This window comes from Asticcacaulis sp. P4_H10, assembly GCF_056400965.1.
Genome location: NZ_JBFUKH010000004.1, coordinates 169,268 through 184,449 on the forward strand (window position 1 = coordinate 169,268; position 15,182 = coordinate 184,449).

At 61.1% G+C, this 15,182-nt stretch carries 15 protein-coding genes; 6 read left to right on the top strand and 9 right to left on the bottom strand.

The window, feature by feature from the left end; genetic code table 11:
- Positions 1-5 precede the first annotated feature (5 nt).
- The 7 genes from rsfS to AC1DON_RS08955 all read right to left on the bottom strand — a co-directional run bounded on the left by rsfS (position 6) and on the right by AC1DON_RS08955 (position 4,621).
- Positions 6-518 carry a ribosome silencing factor gene (rsfS, locus tag AC1DON_RS08925; protein WP_476934437.1) on the bottom strand — a complete coding sequence of 171 codons (513 nt, stop codon included), beginning with the start codon at positions 516-518 and terminating at the stop codon, positions 6-8.
- A gap of 179 nt (positions 519-697) precedes the next feature.
- On the bottom strand, positions 698-1,348 hold the full coding sequence (locus AC1DON_RS08930; protein ID WP_476934438.1) for a nicotinate-nucleotide adenylyltransferase: 651 nt from the start codon (positions 1,346-1,348) through the stop codon (positions 698-700).
- 7 nt (positions 1,349-1,355) lie between these two features.
- On the bottom strand, positions 1,356-2,411 hold the full coding sequence (gene obgE / locus AC1DON_RS08935) for a GTPase ObgE (RefSeq protein WP_476934439.1): 1,056 nt from the start codon (positions 2,409-2,411) through the stop codon (positions 1,356-1,358).
- 105 nt (positions 2,412-2,516) lie between these two features.
- Positions 2,517-3,098, bottom strand: coding sequence for a GNAT family N-acetyltransferase (locus AC1DON_RS08940; RefSeq protein WP_476934440.1), 582 nt, complete (start codon positions 3,096-3,098; stop codon positions 2,517-2,519).
- Between the two features lie 239 nt (positions 3,099-3,337).
- The gene (rpmA, locus tag AC1DON_RS08945) at positions 3,338-3,607 is read right to left on the bottom strand and encodes a 50S ribosomal protein L27 (protein ID WP_476934441.1); all 270 of its coding nucleotides are present in this window, start codon (positions 3,605-3,607) and stop codon (positions 3,338-3,340) included.
- 25 nt (positions 3,608-3,632) lie between these two features.
- A complete protein-coding gene (rplU, locus tag AC1DON_RS08950) occupies positions 3,633-4,142 on the bottom strand; it encodes a 50S ribosomal protein L21 (protein ID WP_476934442.1) in 510 nt (169 codons plus the stop codon).
- 182 nt (positions 4,143-4,324) lie between these two features.
- Entirely contained in the window at positions 4,325-4,621 is a 297-nt protein-coding gene (locus AC1DON_RS08955; RefSeq protein ID WP_476934443.1) for a hypothetical protein, read from the bottom strand.
- 206 nt (positions 4,622-4,827) lie between these two features.
- Between AC1DON_RS08955 and AC1DON_RS08960 the strand changes: the two genes are divergently transcribed.
- From AC1DON_RS08960 to AC1DON_RS08980, 5 genes are all read left to right on the top strand, one after another.
- Positions 4,828-5,997 carry a CobW family GTP-binding protein gene (locus AC1DON_RS08960; RefSeq protein ID WP_476934444.1) on the top strand — a complete coding sequence of 390 codons (1,170 nt, stop codon included), beginning with the start codon at positions 4,828-4,830 and terminating at the stop codon, positions 5,995-5,997.
- A gap of 164 nt (positions 5,998-6,161) precedes the next feature.
- The gene (locus tag AC1DON_RS08965; RefSeq protein ID WP_476934445.1) at positions 6,162-7,148 is read left to right on the top strand and encodes a WD40 repeat domain-containing protein; all 987 of its coding nucleotides are present in this window, start codon (positions 6,162-6,164) and stop codon (positions 7,146-7,148) included.
- 20 nt (positions 7,149-7,168) lie between these two features.
- On the top strand, positions 7,169-8,008 hold the full coding sequence (mtgA, locus tag AC1DON_RS08970) for a monofunctional biosynthetic peptidoglycan transglycosylase (RefSeq protein ID WP_476934446.1): 840 nt from the start codon (positions 7,169-7,171) through the stop codon (positions 8,006-8,008).
- 96 nt (positions 8,009-8,104) lie between these two features.
- Positions 8,105-9,973: a M2 family metallopeptidase gene (locus AC1DON_RS08975; protein ID WP_476934447.1), complete on the top strand. Its 1,869-nt coding sequence runs from the start codon at positions 8,105-8,107 to the stop codon at positions 9,971-9,973.
- A gap of 128 nt (positions 9,974-10,101) precedes the next feature.
- Positions 10,102-12,183, top strand: a complete 2,082-nt coding sequence (locus AC1DON_RS08980; RefSeq protein WP_476934448.1) for a methyl-accepting chemotaxis protein — start codon at positions 10,102-10,104, stop codon at positions 12,181-12,183.
- Between the two features lie 136 nt (positions 12,184-12,319).
- On the opposite strand, the gene AC1DON_RS08985 is transcribed toward AC1DON_RS08980, so the two are convergent.
- A complete protein-coding gene (locus tag AC1DON_RS08985; RefSeq protein WP_476934449.1) occupies positions 12,320-13,318 on the bottom strand; it encodes an alpha/beta fold hydrolase in 999 nt (332 codons plus the stop codon).
- A gap of 142 nt (positions 13,319-13,460) precedes the next feature.
- On the opposite strand from AC1DON_RS08985, the gene AC1DON_RS08990 reads away from it, so the two are divergent.
- Entirely contained in the window at positions 13,461-14,228 is a 768-nt protein-coding gene (locus AC1DON_RS08990) for a LytTR family DNA-binding domain-containing protein (RefSeq protein ID WP_476934450.1), read from the top strand.
- Here the strand turns inward: AC1DON_RS08990 and AC1DON_RS08995 are convergent.
- Entirely contained in the window at positions 14,215-15,153 is a 939-nt protein-coding gene (locus AC1DON_RS08995; protein WP_476934451.1) for an isopenicillin N synthase family dioxygenase, read from the bottom strand. The two genes, AC1DON_RS08990 and AC1DON_RS08995, sit on opposite strands and share 14 nt — an antisense overlap.
- Positions 15,154-15,182: the final 29 nt, after the last annotated feature.

Here is a 15,182-nt window from a genome sequence, read left to right on the forward strand (position 1 = left end):
GCGGATCAGGACAGGCTGTGCTCGGACGGCGACAGCGACCAGATCTTTTCGATATTGTAGAAGGCGCGGACTTCCGGACGGAAGACGTGGACGACGACGTCGCCGGCGTCGATCAGCACCCAGTCGCAGGCCGGCAGGCCTTCGACCTTGGCCTTGCCATAGCCGGCTTCCTTGAGCGCGCGCAGGACGTGGTCTGCAAGCGCGCCGACGTGGCGGTGCGAGCGCCCCGATGCGATGATTAGGGTGTCGGCGACCGATGACTTGCCTTTGAGGTCGATGCAGACAATGTCCTGCGCCTTGTCATCGTCGAGACGATTGACGATCAGCGTTTCCAGTGACATGTCGGAATTCTGGCCTGCGGCCTCCCCTTCGGCCAGCGTGCTCAGAGTGGTGGTCTCAAGCGATTGAGACTCGATAACGGGCTTTTGCGCGTCGTGCGCGGGTTGAAGAGACAGGGTCAGGGTTCCTTTTAAAACTGTATTGAGAGTGACCTTATCACAAACCTGCTTGCTGGTCATCCCTCGTTGACGGCAACAGCTTCACATTTAAGTTCTGCAAGCATTTGCCGTTACTTAGAGCATGCTCCGAAAAGTGGAAACCGGTTTTCGGGCCAAGCATGCGACAAGCATGGAATCTAAACGGTGCTCCGTTTCCTTCAAAATGGAGCACCGTTTAGAGCGTTGAATCAAAGCTGAATTTATTCCACGACGACCTTGCGCTGTGCGCGGATCGCGGATGACGAATGGCCGTGCAGGGGGCCTTTGATGTAGCTCCAGGCTGGTGCCTGGCGATAGGGCAGGATGTGTCCGGCCCGTTCCGGGTGGCGGTAGCGGCCAAAGCGCTTGGCGGCCGGCGACAGGCGGGCCTTCATCAAAACGCCGGGGCGCGACACGACGACGACCGGGACCATGTGCATGATCTGCACCCAGCCGCGCCAGCCGTGGAAGCTGGCCAGCGAGTCGCCGCCCATGATCCAGACGAAGTGCACGCCGGGATAACGGGTCTTCAGGGCGCGCAGGGTATCGAGCGTATAGGTGGCGCCGATCCGGGTCTCAAAATCCGAGATGACGTCGTTCGGGCCGATGAAGGGTTTGAGCTGGGCGATGCGTTCGCTGAGCGGCGCCGTCTCATGGCGGCTTTTCAGCGGATTCTGCGGTGATACCAGCCAGATGATCCGGTCCAGCCCCAGGCGCGCACGGGCTGTGTCGGCAACGTGGCGGTGGCCTTCATGCGCCGGATTGAACGAGCCGCCGAACAGGCCGACTGTCATGCCGCGTTCCAGATGCGGTCCGCTGCGCAGGGCAGAGCCCATGGCGGGCGACATCGGGGCGGGGCCGGCAAACCACATCAGCGGATCATTTGTCCCACGGGCTGTATGGCGTAGAGGCCTGCGTCTCTTCGTCTTTGTCCTTGTCCGTAACCTTGCCCTGGATGGTTTCGAGCGCGGCGAACAGAAGCTCGCGTACGCCTTCGCCGGACACGCCCGAAATCATGTGCGGTGTCTGGCCTGAAGCACGCTTGAGCTTCTGCTTCAGGGATTTGCGCAGCTCGGCATCCATGGCGTCGATCTTGTTGATCGCCACGATTTCCGGCCGCTCGGCCAGGTCCTCGGCATAGGCTTTCAGTTCGCGGCGGATGACCTTGTAAGCCTCGACCGGATTGTCCTGCGTGCCATCGACCAGGTGGATCAGCACCTTGGTGCGTTCGACGTGACCCAGGAACTTGGTGCCGAGGCCGGCGCCTTCGGACGCGCCCTCGATCAGCCCAGGGATGTCGGCCAGGACGAAGCGCTGCTCGGGGCCCAGGTCGATGACGCCGAGATTGGGGACAAGCGTGGTGAACGGGTAATCGGCGATCTTCGGCTTGGCCGCACTCGATGCGGCCAGGAAGGTCGACTTGCCGGCATTGGGCAGGCCAAGCAGGCCAGCGTCGGCGATGAGTTTCAGGCGCAGCCACAGCCACTTTTCCTCGCCGTCCTGGCCGGGCAGGGCGAAGGTCGGCGCCTGATTGATCGGCCCCTTGAAACGGGTATTGCCCCAGCCGCCATTTCCGCCCTTGGCCAGCAGGTAACGCTTGCCGGCTTCGTCGAGGTCGATGATCAGGGTTTCGAAATCTTCCTCGAACACCTCCGTGCCGACGGGAACCCTGAGGACGATGTCTTCGGAATTGGCGCCGTGCATCTGGCGGCCCTTGCCGTGCTCGCCGGTCCTGGCCTTGAAGTGCTGCTGGTAGCGATAGTCGATCAGGGTGTTCAATCCGTCGACGGCTTCGATCCAGACGTCGCCGCCCTTGCCGCCGTCACCGCCGTCGGGTCCGCCATTGGGGATGAACTTTTCCCGGCGGAAAGAGACGCTGCCGGCGCCGCCATTACCGGAACGAATAAAAATCTTGCACTGATCGAGGAATTTCATGGGCGTTACTTGTACGAAAACGAGCACAAGATCAACGACCTTGTGCTCATGGGGAGAATAAGCAGGTAGAAAGCCCCGCCGTTGTTAACGGCGGAGCTGTTAAAACTAAAGAATCCGGATCATGTGCAGCGCCTGATGTTCGCCATCACGCGCCTGCGACGTCTCCATGGTCTTGCGACCGGTGTAGAGGAAGTCGGCACTGACCAGCAGACGCGCCGACGGTTCATTGTCGACAAAGTGCGCCGCCTGGATTATGCGATGCAGCCTGCGCTTTTTGACCCAGCGCAGCAGGCCGTCGATAGCCTCCAGCGCATAACCATTACCCTGATGCGCCGGCGCGATGAAGACGCTCAGGTTGGGGCCGAAAGTGTGCATGCCGGGTGCCTTGCCGCAGGTGGACTTGGTCAGCGAAATGACGCCGATCAGCTGGTCGTCCTCGACGCGGATGGCCCAGTAGGTCAGCCTGGAGGCCGCCATGTCGGTCAGTAGCCGAAAGGCTTCGTCTCGGCTGAGCGGGTGGGGTATGGCATGGGTCATGCGCGCCGCGTCTTCGCCAGCGAACACGGCCATGAAGTTGTCGATGTCGGCGGGCTTCAGCGGTGTCAGGCTGAGACGCGACGTCTCGATGCTGATCTGCTCGGGTCTGCCGGTTGGGGGCTGCCGGTCAATGTCATGTCTGGTGATCATTGCTCATCTCCTTTGGCCTTTTATCCCGCCCTTATGCGGGTGGGATGCGGCCTATTTAGGGTCGAACTGTGTCAGTTCGAGAGGGGGTGTCTCTGAGCGGGATCACTTTTTTGATTTCAGGCTTTTTTTCTGAAATCCAAATGCGAAAACGGGAGCCCGGTAAATCCGGACTCCCGCTCAAATCAAGGTCCGGATCGGCTTAGTTGGCTAAGCACGATCCGAAATGTTCTGATCAGTGCTTATTCGGCGGCCACTGCGGCCGGGATGATCGACACATAACAGCGGTTATCGCGCTTGGTCGTGAACTTCACGGCGCCTGTCGCTGTCGCGAAGAGCGTGTGATCGCGGCCGAGGCCGACATTGGTGCCCGGCCAGAACTTGGTGCCGCGTTGACGGACAAGGATGTTACCGGCGAGAACGTTTTCGCCGCCGAAGCGCTTTACGCCAAGGCGTTTGGCTTCTGAATCGCGGCCGTTGCGCGACGAACCGCCAGATTTTTTGTGTGCCATGAGACTAGCTCCTCAAATCTTGTTCTTACGCTTCGTCAGCGTTGGTTTCGGTCTTCTTCTTCGGTGCGGCCTTCTTCTTGGGGGCCGGAGCCTCCTCAGCAGCGACCGGAGCCGTTTCGACGACCGGGGCTTCAACCGCAGCAGCCAGACCACGCGGAGCGAGGTTACGGGCGCGGGTGTTCAGTTCCAGCTTGGTCGTCAGCGAGACAACGCCATCCCAGTTCGACGTCTTGCCGGCGCCGGAGATGCCGGTGACACGCAGGACGGTTTCGAACTGGCGGTGACCGGTCGTGCGGCGATAGCCCTGACGACGGATCTTCTTGAAGATGCGGACCTTCTCGCCCTTGCGGGTTTCGATCAGGGTCGCGGTGACCGCAGCGCCGTCAACCAGCGGCGCGCCAACGACGTCGCCGAGCATCAGCACTTCGTTGAAGGTCACGGCAGCGCCGGGTTCGCCTTCGAGCTTTTCGACCTTGATCAGGTCGCCGGCGGCGACACGGTATTGCTTACCGCCTGTTTTGATGACCGCGTACATGGTCAAGTGCCTCATATATGGCGCAGGCGTTGTGAGCGATGTGCCCAACTGTCCACGCGAGAAATGGAAAAACCGCCCCATGGACCGGGTAGGCCCTGGGCGAGAGGGCGCGACTTATACCCGGATGCGTCATGGAGTCAACGCTGGATACCGGAATTTCGTCAATTATTGTCGGTTCGGAATCACGCCGGATGGCTGGCCAGCGTGGTCGCCACTTTCATCAGCAGATCGGCATTGGCGTACATGCGCTCATTGGCGAGCTTCAGCGCCTGGGCGATGCGGTCCGCCGGCGCCGGGTGTGCGTCGTCCTTCAGCCAGCGCTCGACCGAGCTTTCCGAGACGCCGATGGCTTCGGATATCTGTTTGGCGAGGCTCTTGCGCGGATCGGTGCGCCAGGCCAGGTCGGCCAGGCGGGCGAATTCGGACGCGGTCAGCAGCAGGGGGCGGTCTTTGGCGGGAAGGGTAATGGTCTCGGTCATAAGCTCTATACGAATAATATTGTGCGGCGCAATATAACGCATGTTCCGTCAAAACCGAAGAAAAATTATATCACGAGGTGATAGGCGCGATGACTTTTACAGTCTGTCCGTCACTTCCGCTTGATTTCATCCGACAAAGGCATACTTAGACCGGATACAAAGTAACACCCCCCAGACTTTCAAGACCTGACATTCAAGAGATGACCATGGCCGACACTGCCGCTGTTTCCCAGAAGACCCCCGTCACCGTGCTCACCGGTTATCTTGGCGCCGGCAAGACGACGCTGCTGAACCGCATCCTGTCGGAAAACCACGGCCAGAAGTATGCGGTCATCGTCAATGAGTTCGGCGAAATCGGCATCGACAACGACCTGATCGTCGGCGCCGATGAAGAAGTGTTCGAGATGAACAATGGCTGCGTCTGCTGCACGGTGCGCGGCGACCTGATCCGCATCCTGTCGGGTCTTATGAAGCGCAAGGGCAGGTTCGACGCGATCATTGTCGAAACGACCGGCCTGGCCGATCCTGGCCCGGTGGCGCAAACCTTTTTCGTCGACGAAGAGATCAAGGCCAAGACCTATCTCGATTCGGTAACGGCCCTGGTCGATGCACGTCACTTCGAACAGGCGCTGAAGGACGGCAAGGAAGCCAAGGAACAGGTGGCGTTTGCGGACCACATCATTCTCAACAAGACCGATCTGGTCAGCCCGGAAAAGCTCGACGAGATCGAAGGGCGCCTGAAGGGCTTGAACCCGCTGGCCTCGATCCAGCGCGCCCAGCGTTCGGACGTGCCGATCAAGAGCCTGCTCAACCAGCACCGCTTTGACCTGGCCAAGATGGAAACGGTCGAGAACCATGCCCATCACGACCATGATCATGACCACCATCATCATGGTCACGCGCACGACAATCCGGCGCACGGCGAGGCGGGCCATGTCCATGACGAGCACTGCGGTCATCACCATCATGACCACGGTCACGATCATGGGCATGACCACCATCACCACAATCCGGCCCATGGCGAAGCCGGCCACGTCCACGACGCGCATTGCAGCCACACTATCAATCCGATCCACGACGAAGAGATCAAGAGCGTGTCGCTCAGCTCGGATCGCCAGGTCGACGGCATGAAGTTCACCCAGTGGCTGGACAAGCTGCTGGCGGAAAAGGGCCAGGACATCCTGCGCGCCAAGGGCATTCTCAACGTCAAGGGCGAGGATAAGCGCCTGGTCTTCCAGGCTGTGCACATGATCCTGGAAGGTGAGCTGCAGCAGGAGTGGCGCGAGGGTGAGAAGCGTGTGTCGCGGGCCGTGTTTATCGGCCGTCATCTAGATGAAGCTGCGCTGCGCGCCGGTTTTGAAGCGTCGTTGGTGTGATTTTACATTCCTTCTCCCCGTTTACGTGGAGAAGGTGTTCGTCTTGGCAACCGGATGAGGGGCAAAAAACGCTTCCCCAGACACTGTCTCCGGTCTATTGCCCCTCACCCTAGCCCTCTCCCCGCACGCAGGGAGAGGGGATTTATGAAGCTATAAGCCCTGACATGACCCTGACGACCAAATCCTACGACGAATTCGTCGTCGCCGCCCTGTTTGATACCGTTGACGAAGCCATTGTCGCGCTTGGCGACGGTCGCGTCGTGTTTCCAGACTCGGACAAGAGCTTCGAGGCTCACCCCAATGCCGGCCTGCTGACCGCCGTCGTCCATCCAACCGGCGTCGGCATCATCACCGGCGGTGACGATGGCCGCGTGGTGTGGACGACGAAAGAGTCCGGCCCCGTCGAACTGGTGGCCCACAAGGGCGCGTGGATTGACCGTGTCGCGGTTGCTGGTGAAAGCCAGACGATCGCCTATGTCGCGTCGAAGAAGGTCTTTGTCCGCGACCTGCTGAAAAAGGCCGAGCACATCTTTACACACGATCATTCGGTGTCGGACCTGGCTTTTTCGCCCGACGGCCGCAAGCTCTACTGCGCTACCTATAACGGTGTGAATGTCTGGTTCACGCGCGTCGCCCAGCAAAAGCCCACCAAGCTGAAGTGGCCAGGATCGCATACACGCCTGGCCATGTCGCCCAAGGGTGACTACGTCGTCACCGCCATGCAGGAAAACGCCCTGCACGGCTGGCGGCTGAAGGACAGCAAGGACATGCGCATGGGCGGTTATCCCGCCAAGATCAAGTCGCTGCAGTTCTTTGCCCAGGGCAAACTTCTGGCTACGTCCGGCGCCAATGGCGCGGTCGTATGGCCGTTCCTTGGGCCAAACGGGCCGATGGGCCAGGAAGCTTCCGAGATCAATCCCGAGACCTCGACCATGGTGTCGGTCGTCGCGGGCGCCGTCGAAGACACGCTGCTGGCCGCCGGCACCGAAGACGGCCGCGTCTGGCTGGGTGAGCTGCAATCGACCGGCATCGAATGGATCAAGCGCGAAAAAGGCAGCGCCATCACGGCGATGGCCTTGTCAGAAACCGGCACGCGCATACTGTTTGGCGATGAGGACGGTTTCGTTTATATCTACGAAGTGGAAGCATAGGGGCTACCAGGGGCGAGTAGATGAGTAACGAAGACGAGGGCGGCGAAGCCAAGGGCGCGCCGGACGCCGAAGTTCTTTACGACAAGGTGCCAGATGACCAGTTATCTGGCGACAAGGTTCAGGAGACGGAGCCGGTGGAGACACCGGAAGCACCCGAGCCTGCACCAAAGCCGAAGCGCAAGATTCGCTGGTTCCGCCTGATCGGGCTGGTGATCGCCGGCTTCTTTGCCTTTTCGATCCTGTCCGTCGCTCTTCACCGCTTCGTGCCGGTGCCGGTGACCTTCCTGATGCTGCAACGCCTGACCGAGGGCAGGGGGTTGGACCATCGCTGGGTGTCGGCTGACGACATCAGCCCGTATCTCAAGGCCGCGGTCATCGCCGCCGAAGATGCCAAGTTCTGCACGCATGACGGCTTCGATTACGAGGCTATAGAGAAGGCGCAGAAGTATAATGCCAGGCACAAGCGCAAGCGCGGCGCCTCGACCATCTCGCAGCAGACGGCCAAGAATGTCTTCCTGTGGCCGTCGCGGTCGTGGGTACGCAAGGGCGCCGAGGTCTATTACACCTTCCTGATCGAGGTCATGTGGCCCAAGGACCGTATCCTCGAGGTCTATCTCAACAGCGTCGAATGGGGCCCGGGTGTCTATGGCGCCGAATCGGCTTCGCGCTACTGGTTCGGCAAGAGCGCCAAGAACCTGACGCGCGCCGAAGCGGCCCGTCTGGCCGCCATCCTGCCCAGCCCGCTGAAGTGGAAGGCCGCCAATTCCGGCAAGTATGTCCGCAAGCGCTCCGGCAGCATCCAGTCGCGCGCCCGCGTCGTCGATGCCGGCGGCTATAATGCCTGCCTGTCTGTAGAGTGATGTTTCATCGGAGACTTTTTTAGGTTCTCCCTTGACGCTTATTCAGAAATAGCCTTCCCTTCCCGCCAATTAACCATTGCGGAAATGAGGGCTGTCATGAAGCATCTGTTATTGTCGGCGGCGTGTATCGCGCTGCTTACCGGTTGTGCCACCACGTCGAACACGACCCCTGCCCCGGTGACTGAGACGCCAAAGCCGGTCGCGCAGGATACAACGCCTCCGGCGCCCGCAAAGCCAACCGCTGCCGAAGCCAAGGCCTATGCCGATGACGCCGAAGCGCAACTGGCAGCCTTGAGCGAAGCCGCCAACCACGCGCAGTGGGCGCGGGCGACCTATATCATCCACGACACCGAATGGCTGGAGACCAAGGCCAATGCGGCGCTGACAGAAGCGACCGTCAAGCTGGCTCTGGGCGCCGCCAAGTTCAACGATGTCGCGGTCGATGCCGATACCCGGCGCAAGCTGGATCTGCTGCGTCTGTCGCAGGTCCTGCCGGCAGCCGATCGTCCGGGCGCGGCCGAGGAACTGGCGGGCCTGACGACCAAGCTCGATTCGATCTACTCGACGGGCAAGTTCAGCTACAAGCAGAAGACCTATAACCTGACGGATGCGTCGAATGTGATGGCGACCAGCCGCGATCCGGTCATGACACGCGCCATGTGGGAAGGCTGGATGGGCATCGCCCGTCCGATGAAGTCCGACTACACCAGGCTGGTCGCCGCGGCCAATACCGGTGCGCAGGGCCTGGGCTATAAGGACACCGGCGCCCTGTGGCGGTCAGGCTACGACATGGAGCCCGATGCCTTTGCCGCCGAAACGGATCGTCTCTGGGGCCAGATCAAGCCGTTCTATAACAACCTGCACTGCTTCACGCGTCGCAAGCTGAACGAAAAGTACGGCGACATGGTCCAGCCCAAGACCGGGCCGATCCGCGCCGACCTGCTCGGCAATATGTGGGCCCAGGACTGGTCGAACATCTATGACGTTGTGGCGCCGAAGACGATCCGGTCGAGCTACAATTTCGACAAGCTGCTGACCAACAAGAAGTATACCGAGGTCAAGCTGGTCAAGACGGGTGAGGGTTTCTACACTTCGTTGGGGCTGAAGCCGCTGCCGCAGACCTTCTGGGAGCGGTCGCAGATCGTCCGTCCCAAGGACCGCGAAGTCGTTTGCCATGCTTCGGCCTGGGACGTTGATAACCGCGAAGACCTGCGCATCAAGATGTGCACCCAGGTCAATGCCGAGGACTTCTATACCGTCCACCACGAGCTGGGTCACAACTACTATCAGCGGGCCTATATGGACCAGCCTTATCTGTTCAAGAACGGCGCCAATGACGGTTTCCACGAAGCGATCGGCGATTTCGTCGGCCTGAGCTCGGTGACTCCGACCTATCTCAACCAGATCGGCCTGCTGGACAAGGTGCCGGCCGAGTCCGAGGACATTCCGTTCCTGCTCAAGATGGCGCTGCAGAAGGTCGCCTTCCTGCCGTTCGGCATAATGGTCGACCGCTGGCGCTGGGAAGCCTTCTCGGGCAAGATCACCGAGGCGGAGTATAACCAGCGCTGGTGGGAGCTGATCAATCAGTACCAGGGCCTGATGCCGCCGGGTGAACGTCCGGCCTCCAGCTTCGATCCGGGCGCCAAGTACCACGTGCCGGCGTCGGTGCCCTATACGCGCTATTTCCTGGCGCATGTGCTGCAGTTCCAGTTCCAGCAGGCGGCGTGCGCGCAGACCGGCTGGAAGGGGCCGCTGCACCGTTGTTCGATCTACGGCGAAAAGGCTGTCGGCGAGCGGCTGGAGAACATGCTGGAAATGGGCCAGTCGAAGCCTTGGCCGGATGCGCTGGAAGCCTTTACGGGCACGCGTGAGATGGACGCCAAGGCGGTGCTCGACTATTTCGCGCCGCTGGATGCGTGGCTGCAGGAGCAGAACAAGGGACAGACGTGCGGCTGGGAGGCGTAAACACGGATAAGTTCCGGGGTTTGTGGGGTCGCGGACCCCACGCCCATAAGCTATTCGTGTTCACACGTTTAAGTCTATGGTAACCATGATCCGCTACCCAAGTGTATAAGTACACCTGGGGTAAAGCCATGTTCGCAAAATCGCTCCCGCTTAAACTCGCGGCTTTTGGTGGTCTGGCGCTTTCGGCCGTGTTCGGTATCGGCGCCTTCGTGATCACCAGTCAGAGCGCCGAGGCACTGCACAAACAGAACGACGAGATCCAGGCGAATGTGGCCGCAAGTCAGGCTCAGGCCGTGTCGCGCCGTCTGGACACGGCCGCCAAGGCTGCCGAAGAGATCGGTTCGGCCGCTCTGGCGCTGAAACAGAGCGGTGCGATCAGCCGCACCACCCAGGACACTCTGCTCAGATCCGTTCTGGAGCGTAATACCGAGCTTATCGGCACCTACTCCGCCTATGAGCCCAATGCGCTTGACGGCAAGGATGCCGACAATGCCAATGTCAGCGGCTCTGATGCCTCTGGCCGGTTTATCTCCTACTGGAACCGTGGCTCGGGCACCATCATTCGCGAGGTGCTTGCCGACTATGACAAGCCGGGGGCCGGAGACTATTATCAGCGGCCGAAAACGGAAGGTCGCGCGGTGGCCATTGAGCCGTATATTTACCCTGTCGCGGGCAAGGACGTCCTGCTGACCTCATTTACTCATCCGTTGAAGGTTGACGGGCAGTTCATCGGTATTTCCGGCGTCGATATCGATCTCAGCAGCCTCAATGCAGAGTTGGCAAAGGCAAAGCCGTTCGGCACTGGTTTCGTGGCACTGGTCTCTGCCGGTGGGCTGGCGATCAGTTATCCGGACGCCAAGGCACTTGGAAAGCCTCTGGCCGGCATAGACGCTGACACCGCGCGCGCTGCCAAGGAAGCGATCACCACCGGCAAGCAGGTCTCGTTCGATGGCAAGGGCCTTGACGGCAAGGCCTGGCGTTATCTGGCGGTACCGATTGCGGCTGGCGAGACGAAAGACACATGGGCAGTTGTCGTCGAAGTGCCGATGGCAACCCTGAATGCTGACATCAATGCCAGCATCCGCAACATGATCATCATCTCGTTGATCAGCATCCTGGGAGCGGTTGTCGCGCTGTATGTATTGGTCAGCCGTATGGTCGGAGCACCGCTTGGCAATCTTGGCCGTGTGATCGAACGCATGGCTGCCGGCGATCACAATGCTGATGTCCCCGAAGCCCGACGTTCGGATGAGGTCGGTACGATCGGCAAGGCGGTGATGACCTTCCGCGAAAGCCTGCGGGGCAAGGCCGAGCAGGACGCCGAGCGCGAACGCGATGCCCGGGGTGAACAGGCCCGTCAACGTCAGGAAGCAATGAATGGTCTGGCCGCACAGTTCGAAGGCGCGGTTGGCGGCATTGTTGAGATGGTATCTTCGGCCGCGACCGAAATGCAGGCGACGGCGCAACAACTGACGTCTACAGCGCAGGAATCAGCCTCTCAGGCACGCTCGGTATCTGTGGCAGCCGAAGAAGCCGGCACCAATGTCACTTCGGTGGCGGGGGCTGCGGAAGAGCTCGGCGCTTCGGTGTCCGAGATCAGCCGTCAGGTCGAGCATTCGCTGACCAAGGCCCGTGAGGCTGTGACCGAAGCAGATACGACCATGGCCATTGTGTATGAACTGTCGGAAGCTGCCGGCCGGATCACCAGTATTGTCGACATGATTTCCGGCATTGCCGCCCAGACCAACCTCCTGGCGCTGAATGCGACCATCGAATCGGCGCGCGCCGGTGAGGCCGGTCGTGGCTTCGCGGTCGTGGCGTCCGAGGTCAAGACTCTGGCGCAACAGACGGCCAAGGCGACCGATGACATTAACCAGCAGATCGCCGCCATCCAGTCAACGACAGACAAGGCCGTCACGGCGATCGAGAATATCTCCACCACCATCCGCATCATCAACGAGTCGTCGTCGACCATCGCGGCCGCCGTCGAGCAGCAGGGCGGGGCGACCAATGAAATTGTTCACGCCGTCAATCAGGCGTCGGTCGGCACGACGGAAGTCACAATGAACATTACGGGCGTGGCCCGGATGGCGGAAGAGACGGGGACTGGGGCTTCACAAGTGCTGAGTGCCTCCTCGGAACTGGCGCAACAGGCGGAACAGCTGCGTTATCAGGTCAACGCCTTTCTGGCGCAGGTGCGTTCGGCGTAGCGCGATAACGTCGGGTTTGGGGCCTGCGGCCCCAAGACTTCCCATTAAAAAGAAAAGCCTGGCCCCAAAAGGCCAGGCTTTTCTATTGAAAAATGAAGGTTTGGGGGGGCGCGGACCCCACGCCCCGGACGTTTTTCTACTTCGCCAACATTTCCCCTGCCGTGTTTCCGACGACTTCCAGCGCTTCCGGCTGATAGACCATGCCCATATGGCCAACACCAGGCAGGAGTGTCACGGGGATATGCGCATTCACCTTGCCCAGTTCCGCCGGATAGGCTTCGGCACGGAACAGTTCGTCATTGGCGCCGATCAGGACACGCGTCGGCGCTGTGATGGCGGCGATCGTGGGTTGCCAGGGGCGCGGCAGGTTGGCCGAGGCCAGCAGCGCGTGCGAATAGCTGCGCGGACGCAGGTTATTGTCGGTTTCCGGCACGGCCATGGCCAGAACCGTCATGTGATCGAAAGCTGAAATGCCAAAGCGGTTGAGGATGCTCAACACCACGATGCGCGGCACGCTGACCGAGGTCCAGCCACCCTGGTTGGGGCGGTCCATCGCCGATCCCGGTGCGATCAGCGGCGATAGGGCCAGATAGCCGTCGAAATTCTTTGCATAGGCGGGCAGACCGGCGGTGCGCAGGATCGTCGCCCCGCCCATGGAGTGCCCGACGAGCAGGCGCTTCTCACCGGGATGTTCGCGTGCCGCCAGTTTGGCGAAGTCGGCAATGTCATCCTCGTACTGGCCGCGATAGACGACATCGCCCAAGCGGCCTTCCGGGCCCTTGCTCAGGCCATGACCGCGCAGGTCGATCGAATAGACGGTGGCGCCGCGCGCCGACAGCGTACTGGCCACGCCCTGCATGGCGACCGTGGTGCCGGACGAGCCGTGAACAGCTACAACCACACCACCGCCGGGTTTGCCAGGATAGAGGCGGTACGACAGCCTGGCGCCGTCGCGCGCCGTCAGATACTGGGCCGGTGGCTGTTGCATGGCAAAGGCGGCCATCGGATCGCTGGCGCTTTCAATGGCGGCGATCGGCGGTGGTGACTTCGGCGCGGTAAAGATCAGAACACCTGCGGCGACAGTTGCCATGACGACCGGTGTAATGATCAGTCCCCGGATAATGTGTTTGAACATGTGGGCTTCCCCTGGATTGGCGTGGTTGACCGGTCTTGCCTAGCCGCCAGAGGACCGCTAAGTCTGCCGTGTTTTCGCCGGTGGTGGCTTTCATGCGCCAGTGGCGGCTTTGTTTCGCCAGTGGCTTTTCCGGGGGATGTCGATGTCGCTGCTGACCTATCGTTCGGCGCCGCTGCTGCGCTGGCAGGCGCTGATCTGGATGCCGGTGGCCGGCATTATCCTGGGGCTGATTGGCCCGTTCGGCAGCTATACCGGCATGACGATCGCCGATCGGATCGGTCACTTTGTCCTGTGTGTGACGCTGATCGGCGGCTGCTCGCTGATCCTATCCTACGACGTGGCGCGGCGCTTCTTTCAGGGCTACTGGCCGCTATGGGCGGCTTTGTGCGTCGATCTGGGCCTGACGCTTCCGGGCGCTGCGGTCGTCTATGGAAGCCTCAGCCTGTTCGCTCCCGGTGTCGTGACCAATGTCCAGCCGGTCAGCCTGATCTGGCAGAACCTGCTGATGACGCTGATCTTCCGCGTGATTAGCCTGGCCCTGTCGTGGCAACGTATCCGCGAAGGCGGCCAGGTCGAGATGCCGCCTGAGGTAGTCCAAGAGGCGCCAGCCTTTCACGCGCGGCTGCCGCGCGGTTTGCGCACTCAGCCGATCCTGGCCCTGTCGTCGGAAGATCACTATCTGCGCGTCCATACGCCGAAGGGCGAGGCGCTGATCCTGATGACCATGGCCGAAGCCGTCGCCCAACTGCCGCATGGCTTTCAGATTCATCGCTCGCATTGGGTCGCGGATACGGCCATCAAGGACACGCGCAACGACAAGGTCGAACTGGTGACGGGCCTCAGCCTGCCGCTCAGCCGCCATCGGCGAAAGGCGTTCGATGCCTGGTTAGATCAGGTTAAGCCAGCTTGATTTCGCGCAGACGCTGCTGCAGGAAGTCCTCTGCCGTAATGGGCTCGGGGAACTGGTTCGGGCGGTCTTCCGAGACGCAGTTTTCCAGGGTCTCAATCACATACGGCGGATTGAAGTGCAGGAAGAACGGCGTCGAATAGCGCGCGAAGTCCTTGCGCGCCTCGGCCGGATTGATGACGCGGTGCTGGGTCGACGGCAAGACGCCATTGGTCAGACGCGACAGCATATCGCCGATATTGCAGACGATGCAGTTTTCCGGCGGGGTGATCGGCAGCCATTGGCCGTCGCGGTCGAGGATCTGCAGGCCGGGCTCTTCGGCGCCGAGCAGCAGGGTAATGACATTGATATCGCCGTGGGCGCCGGCGCGCACGGATTCGCCCGCCGATGTCACCGGCGGGTAGTGCAACAGGCGCAGCACCGAATTGCCGCGATCGACCTTGTCTTCGAAAAAGCCGGGATCGAGTTTGAGATAGAGCGCAATGGCGCGTAGGACCTTCTTGCCGAGGGCATCGAGGTCTTCGTAAAGCGCCAGCACGCTGTCATGGAAGTCGGCGACCTCGGCCGGCCAGACATTGTCCGGCATGAAGTCGCGATACGCATGGCCTTCGGGCAGTTCGCGGCCGGTGTGCCAGAACTCCTTCAGGTCGTGGTGGGTGTGACCTTTGGCGGTCTCGATACCGAACGGCGTATAGCCGCGCGCGCCGCCCTTGCCCTTGACGTGATAGGCGTGCTTGACCTCTTCCGGCAAGGCGAAGAAGGCCTTGGTAGCGGCCAGCGCGCGGTCGAGCAGTTGCGGGTCCAGTCCATGTCCGCCCAGAACCGCAAAGCCGTAGCGCTCGAATGCCGCGCCAAGCTGGGCGGAAAAGGCAGCGAAATCCTCATCGTAGAGGGCGAGCGGGACGGGCGGAATGGCAGAGACGGACATGAGCGGTCCTTACAAAAAAACGGAAGCTC

Bases quoted from the DNA above. Each gene is read 5' to 3' on its own strand.
- AC1DON_RS08965 (WP_476934445.1), top strand. From the start codon at position 6,162: ATGACCCTGACGACCAAATCCTACGACGAATTCGTCGTCGCCGCCCTG.
- AC1DON_RS08990 (WP_476934450.1), top strand. From the start codon at position 13,461: ATGTCGCTGCTGACCTATCGTTCGGCGCCGCTGCTGCGCTGGCAGGCG.
- AC1DON_RS08975 (WP_476934447.1), top strand. From the start codon at position 8,105: ATGAAGCATCTGTTATTGTCGGCGGCGTGTATCGCGCTGCTTACCGGT.
- AC1DON_RS08940 (WP_476934440.1), bottom strand. From the start codon at position 3,098: ATGATCACCAGACATGACATTGACCGGCAGCCCCCAACCGGCAGACCC.
- AC1DON_RS08955 (WP_476934443.1), bottom strand. From the start codon at position 4,621: ATGACCGAGACCATTACCCTTCCCGCCAAAGACCGCCCCCTGCTGCTG.
- obgE (WP_476934439.1), bottom strand. From the start codon at position 2,411: ATGAAATTCCTCGATCAGTGCAAGATTTTTATTCGTTCCGGTAATGGC.
- AC1DON_RS08960 (WP_476934444.1), top strand. From the start codon at position 4,828: ATGGCCGACACTGCCGCTGTTTCCCAGAAGACCCCCGTCACCGTGCTC.
- AC1DON_RS08995 (WP_476934451.1), bottom strand. From the start codon at position 15,153: ATGTCCGTCTCTGCCATTCCGCCCGTCCCGCTCGCCCTCTACGATGAG.
- rplU (WP_476934442.1), bottom strand. From the start codon at position 4,142: ATGTACGCGGTCATCAAAACAGGCGGTAAGCAATACCGTGTCGCCGCC.
- AC1DON_RS08980 (WP_476934448.1), top strand. From the start codon at position 10,102: ATGTTCGCAAAATCGCTCCCGCTTAAACTCGCGGCTTTTGGTGGTCTG.
- mtgA (WP_476934446.1), top strand. From the start codon at position 7,169: ATGAGTAACGAAGACGAGGGCGGCGAAGCCAAGGGCGCGCCGGACGCC.
- rpmA (WP_476934441.1), bottom strand. From the start codon at position 3,607: ATGGCACACAAAAAATCTGGCGGTTCGTCGCGCAACGGCCGCGATTCA.
- rsfS (WP_476934437.1), bottom strand. From the start codon at position 518: ATGACCAGCAAGCAGGTTTGTGATAAGGTCACTCTCAATACAGTTTTA.
- AC1DON_RS08930 (WP_476934438.1), bottom strand. From the start codon at position 1,348: ATGTGGTTTGCCGGCCCCGCCCCGATGTCGCCCGCCATGGGCTCTGCC.
- AC1DON_RS08985 (WP_476934449.1), bottom strand. From the start codon at position 13,318: ATGTTCAAACACATTATCCGGGGACTGATCATTACACCGGTCGTCATG.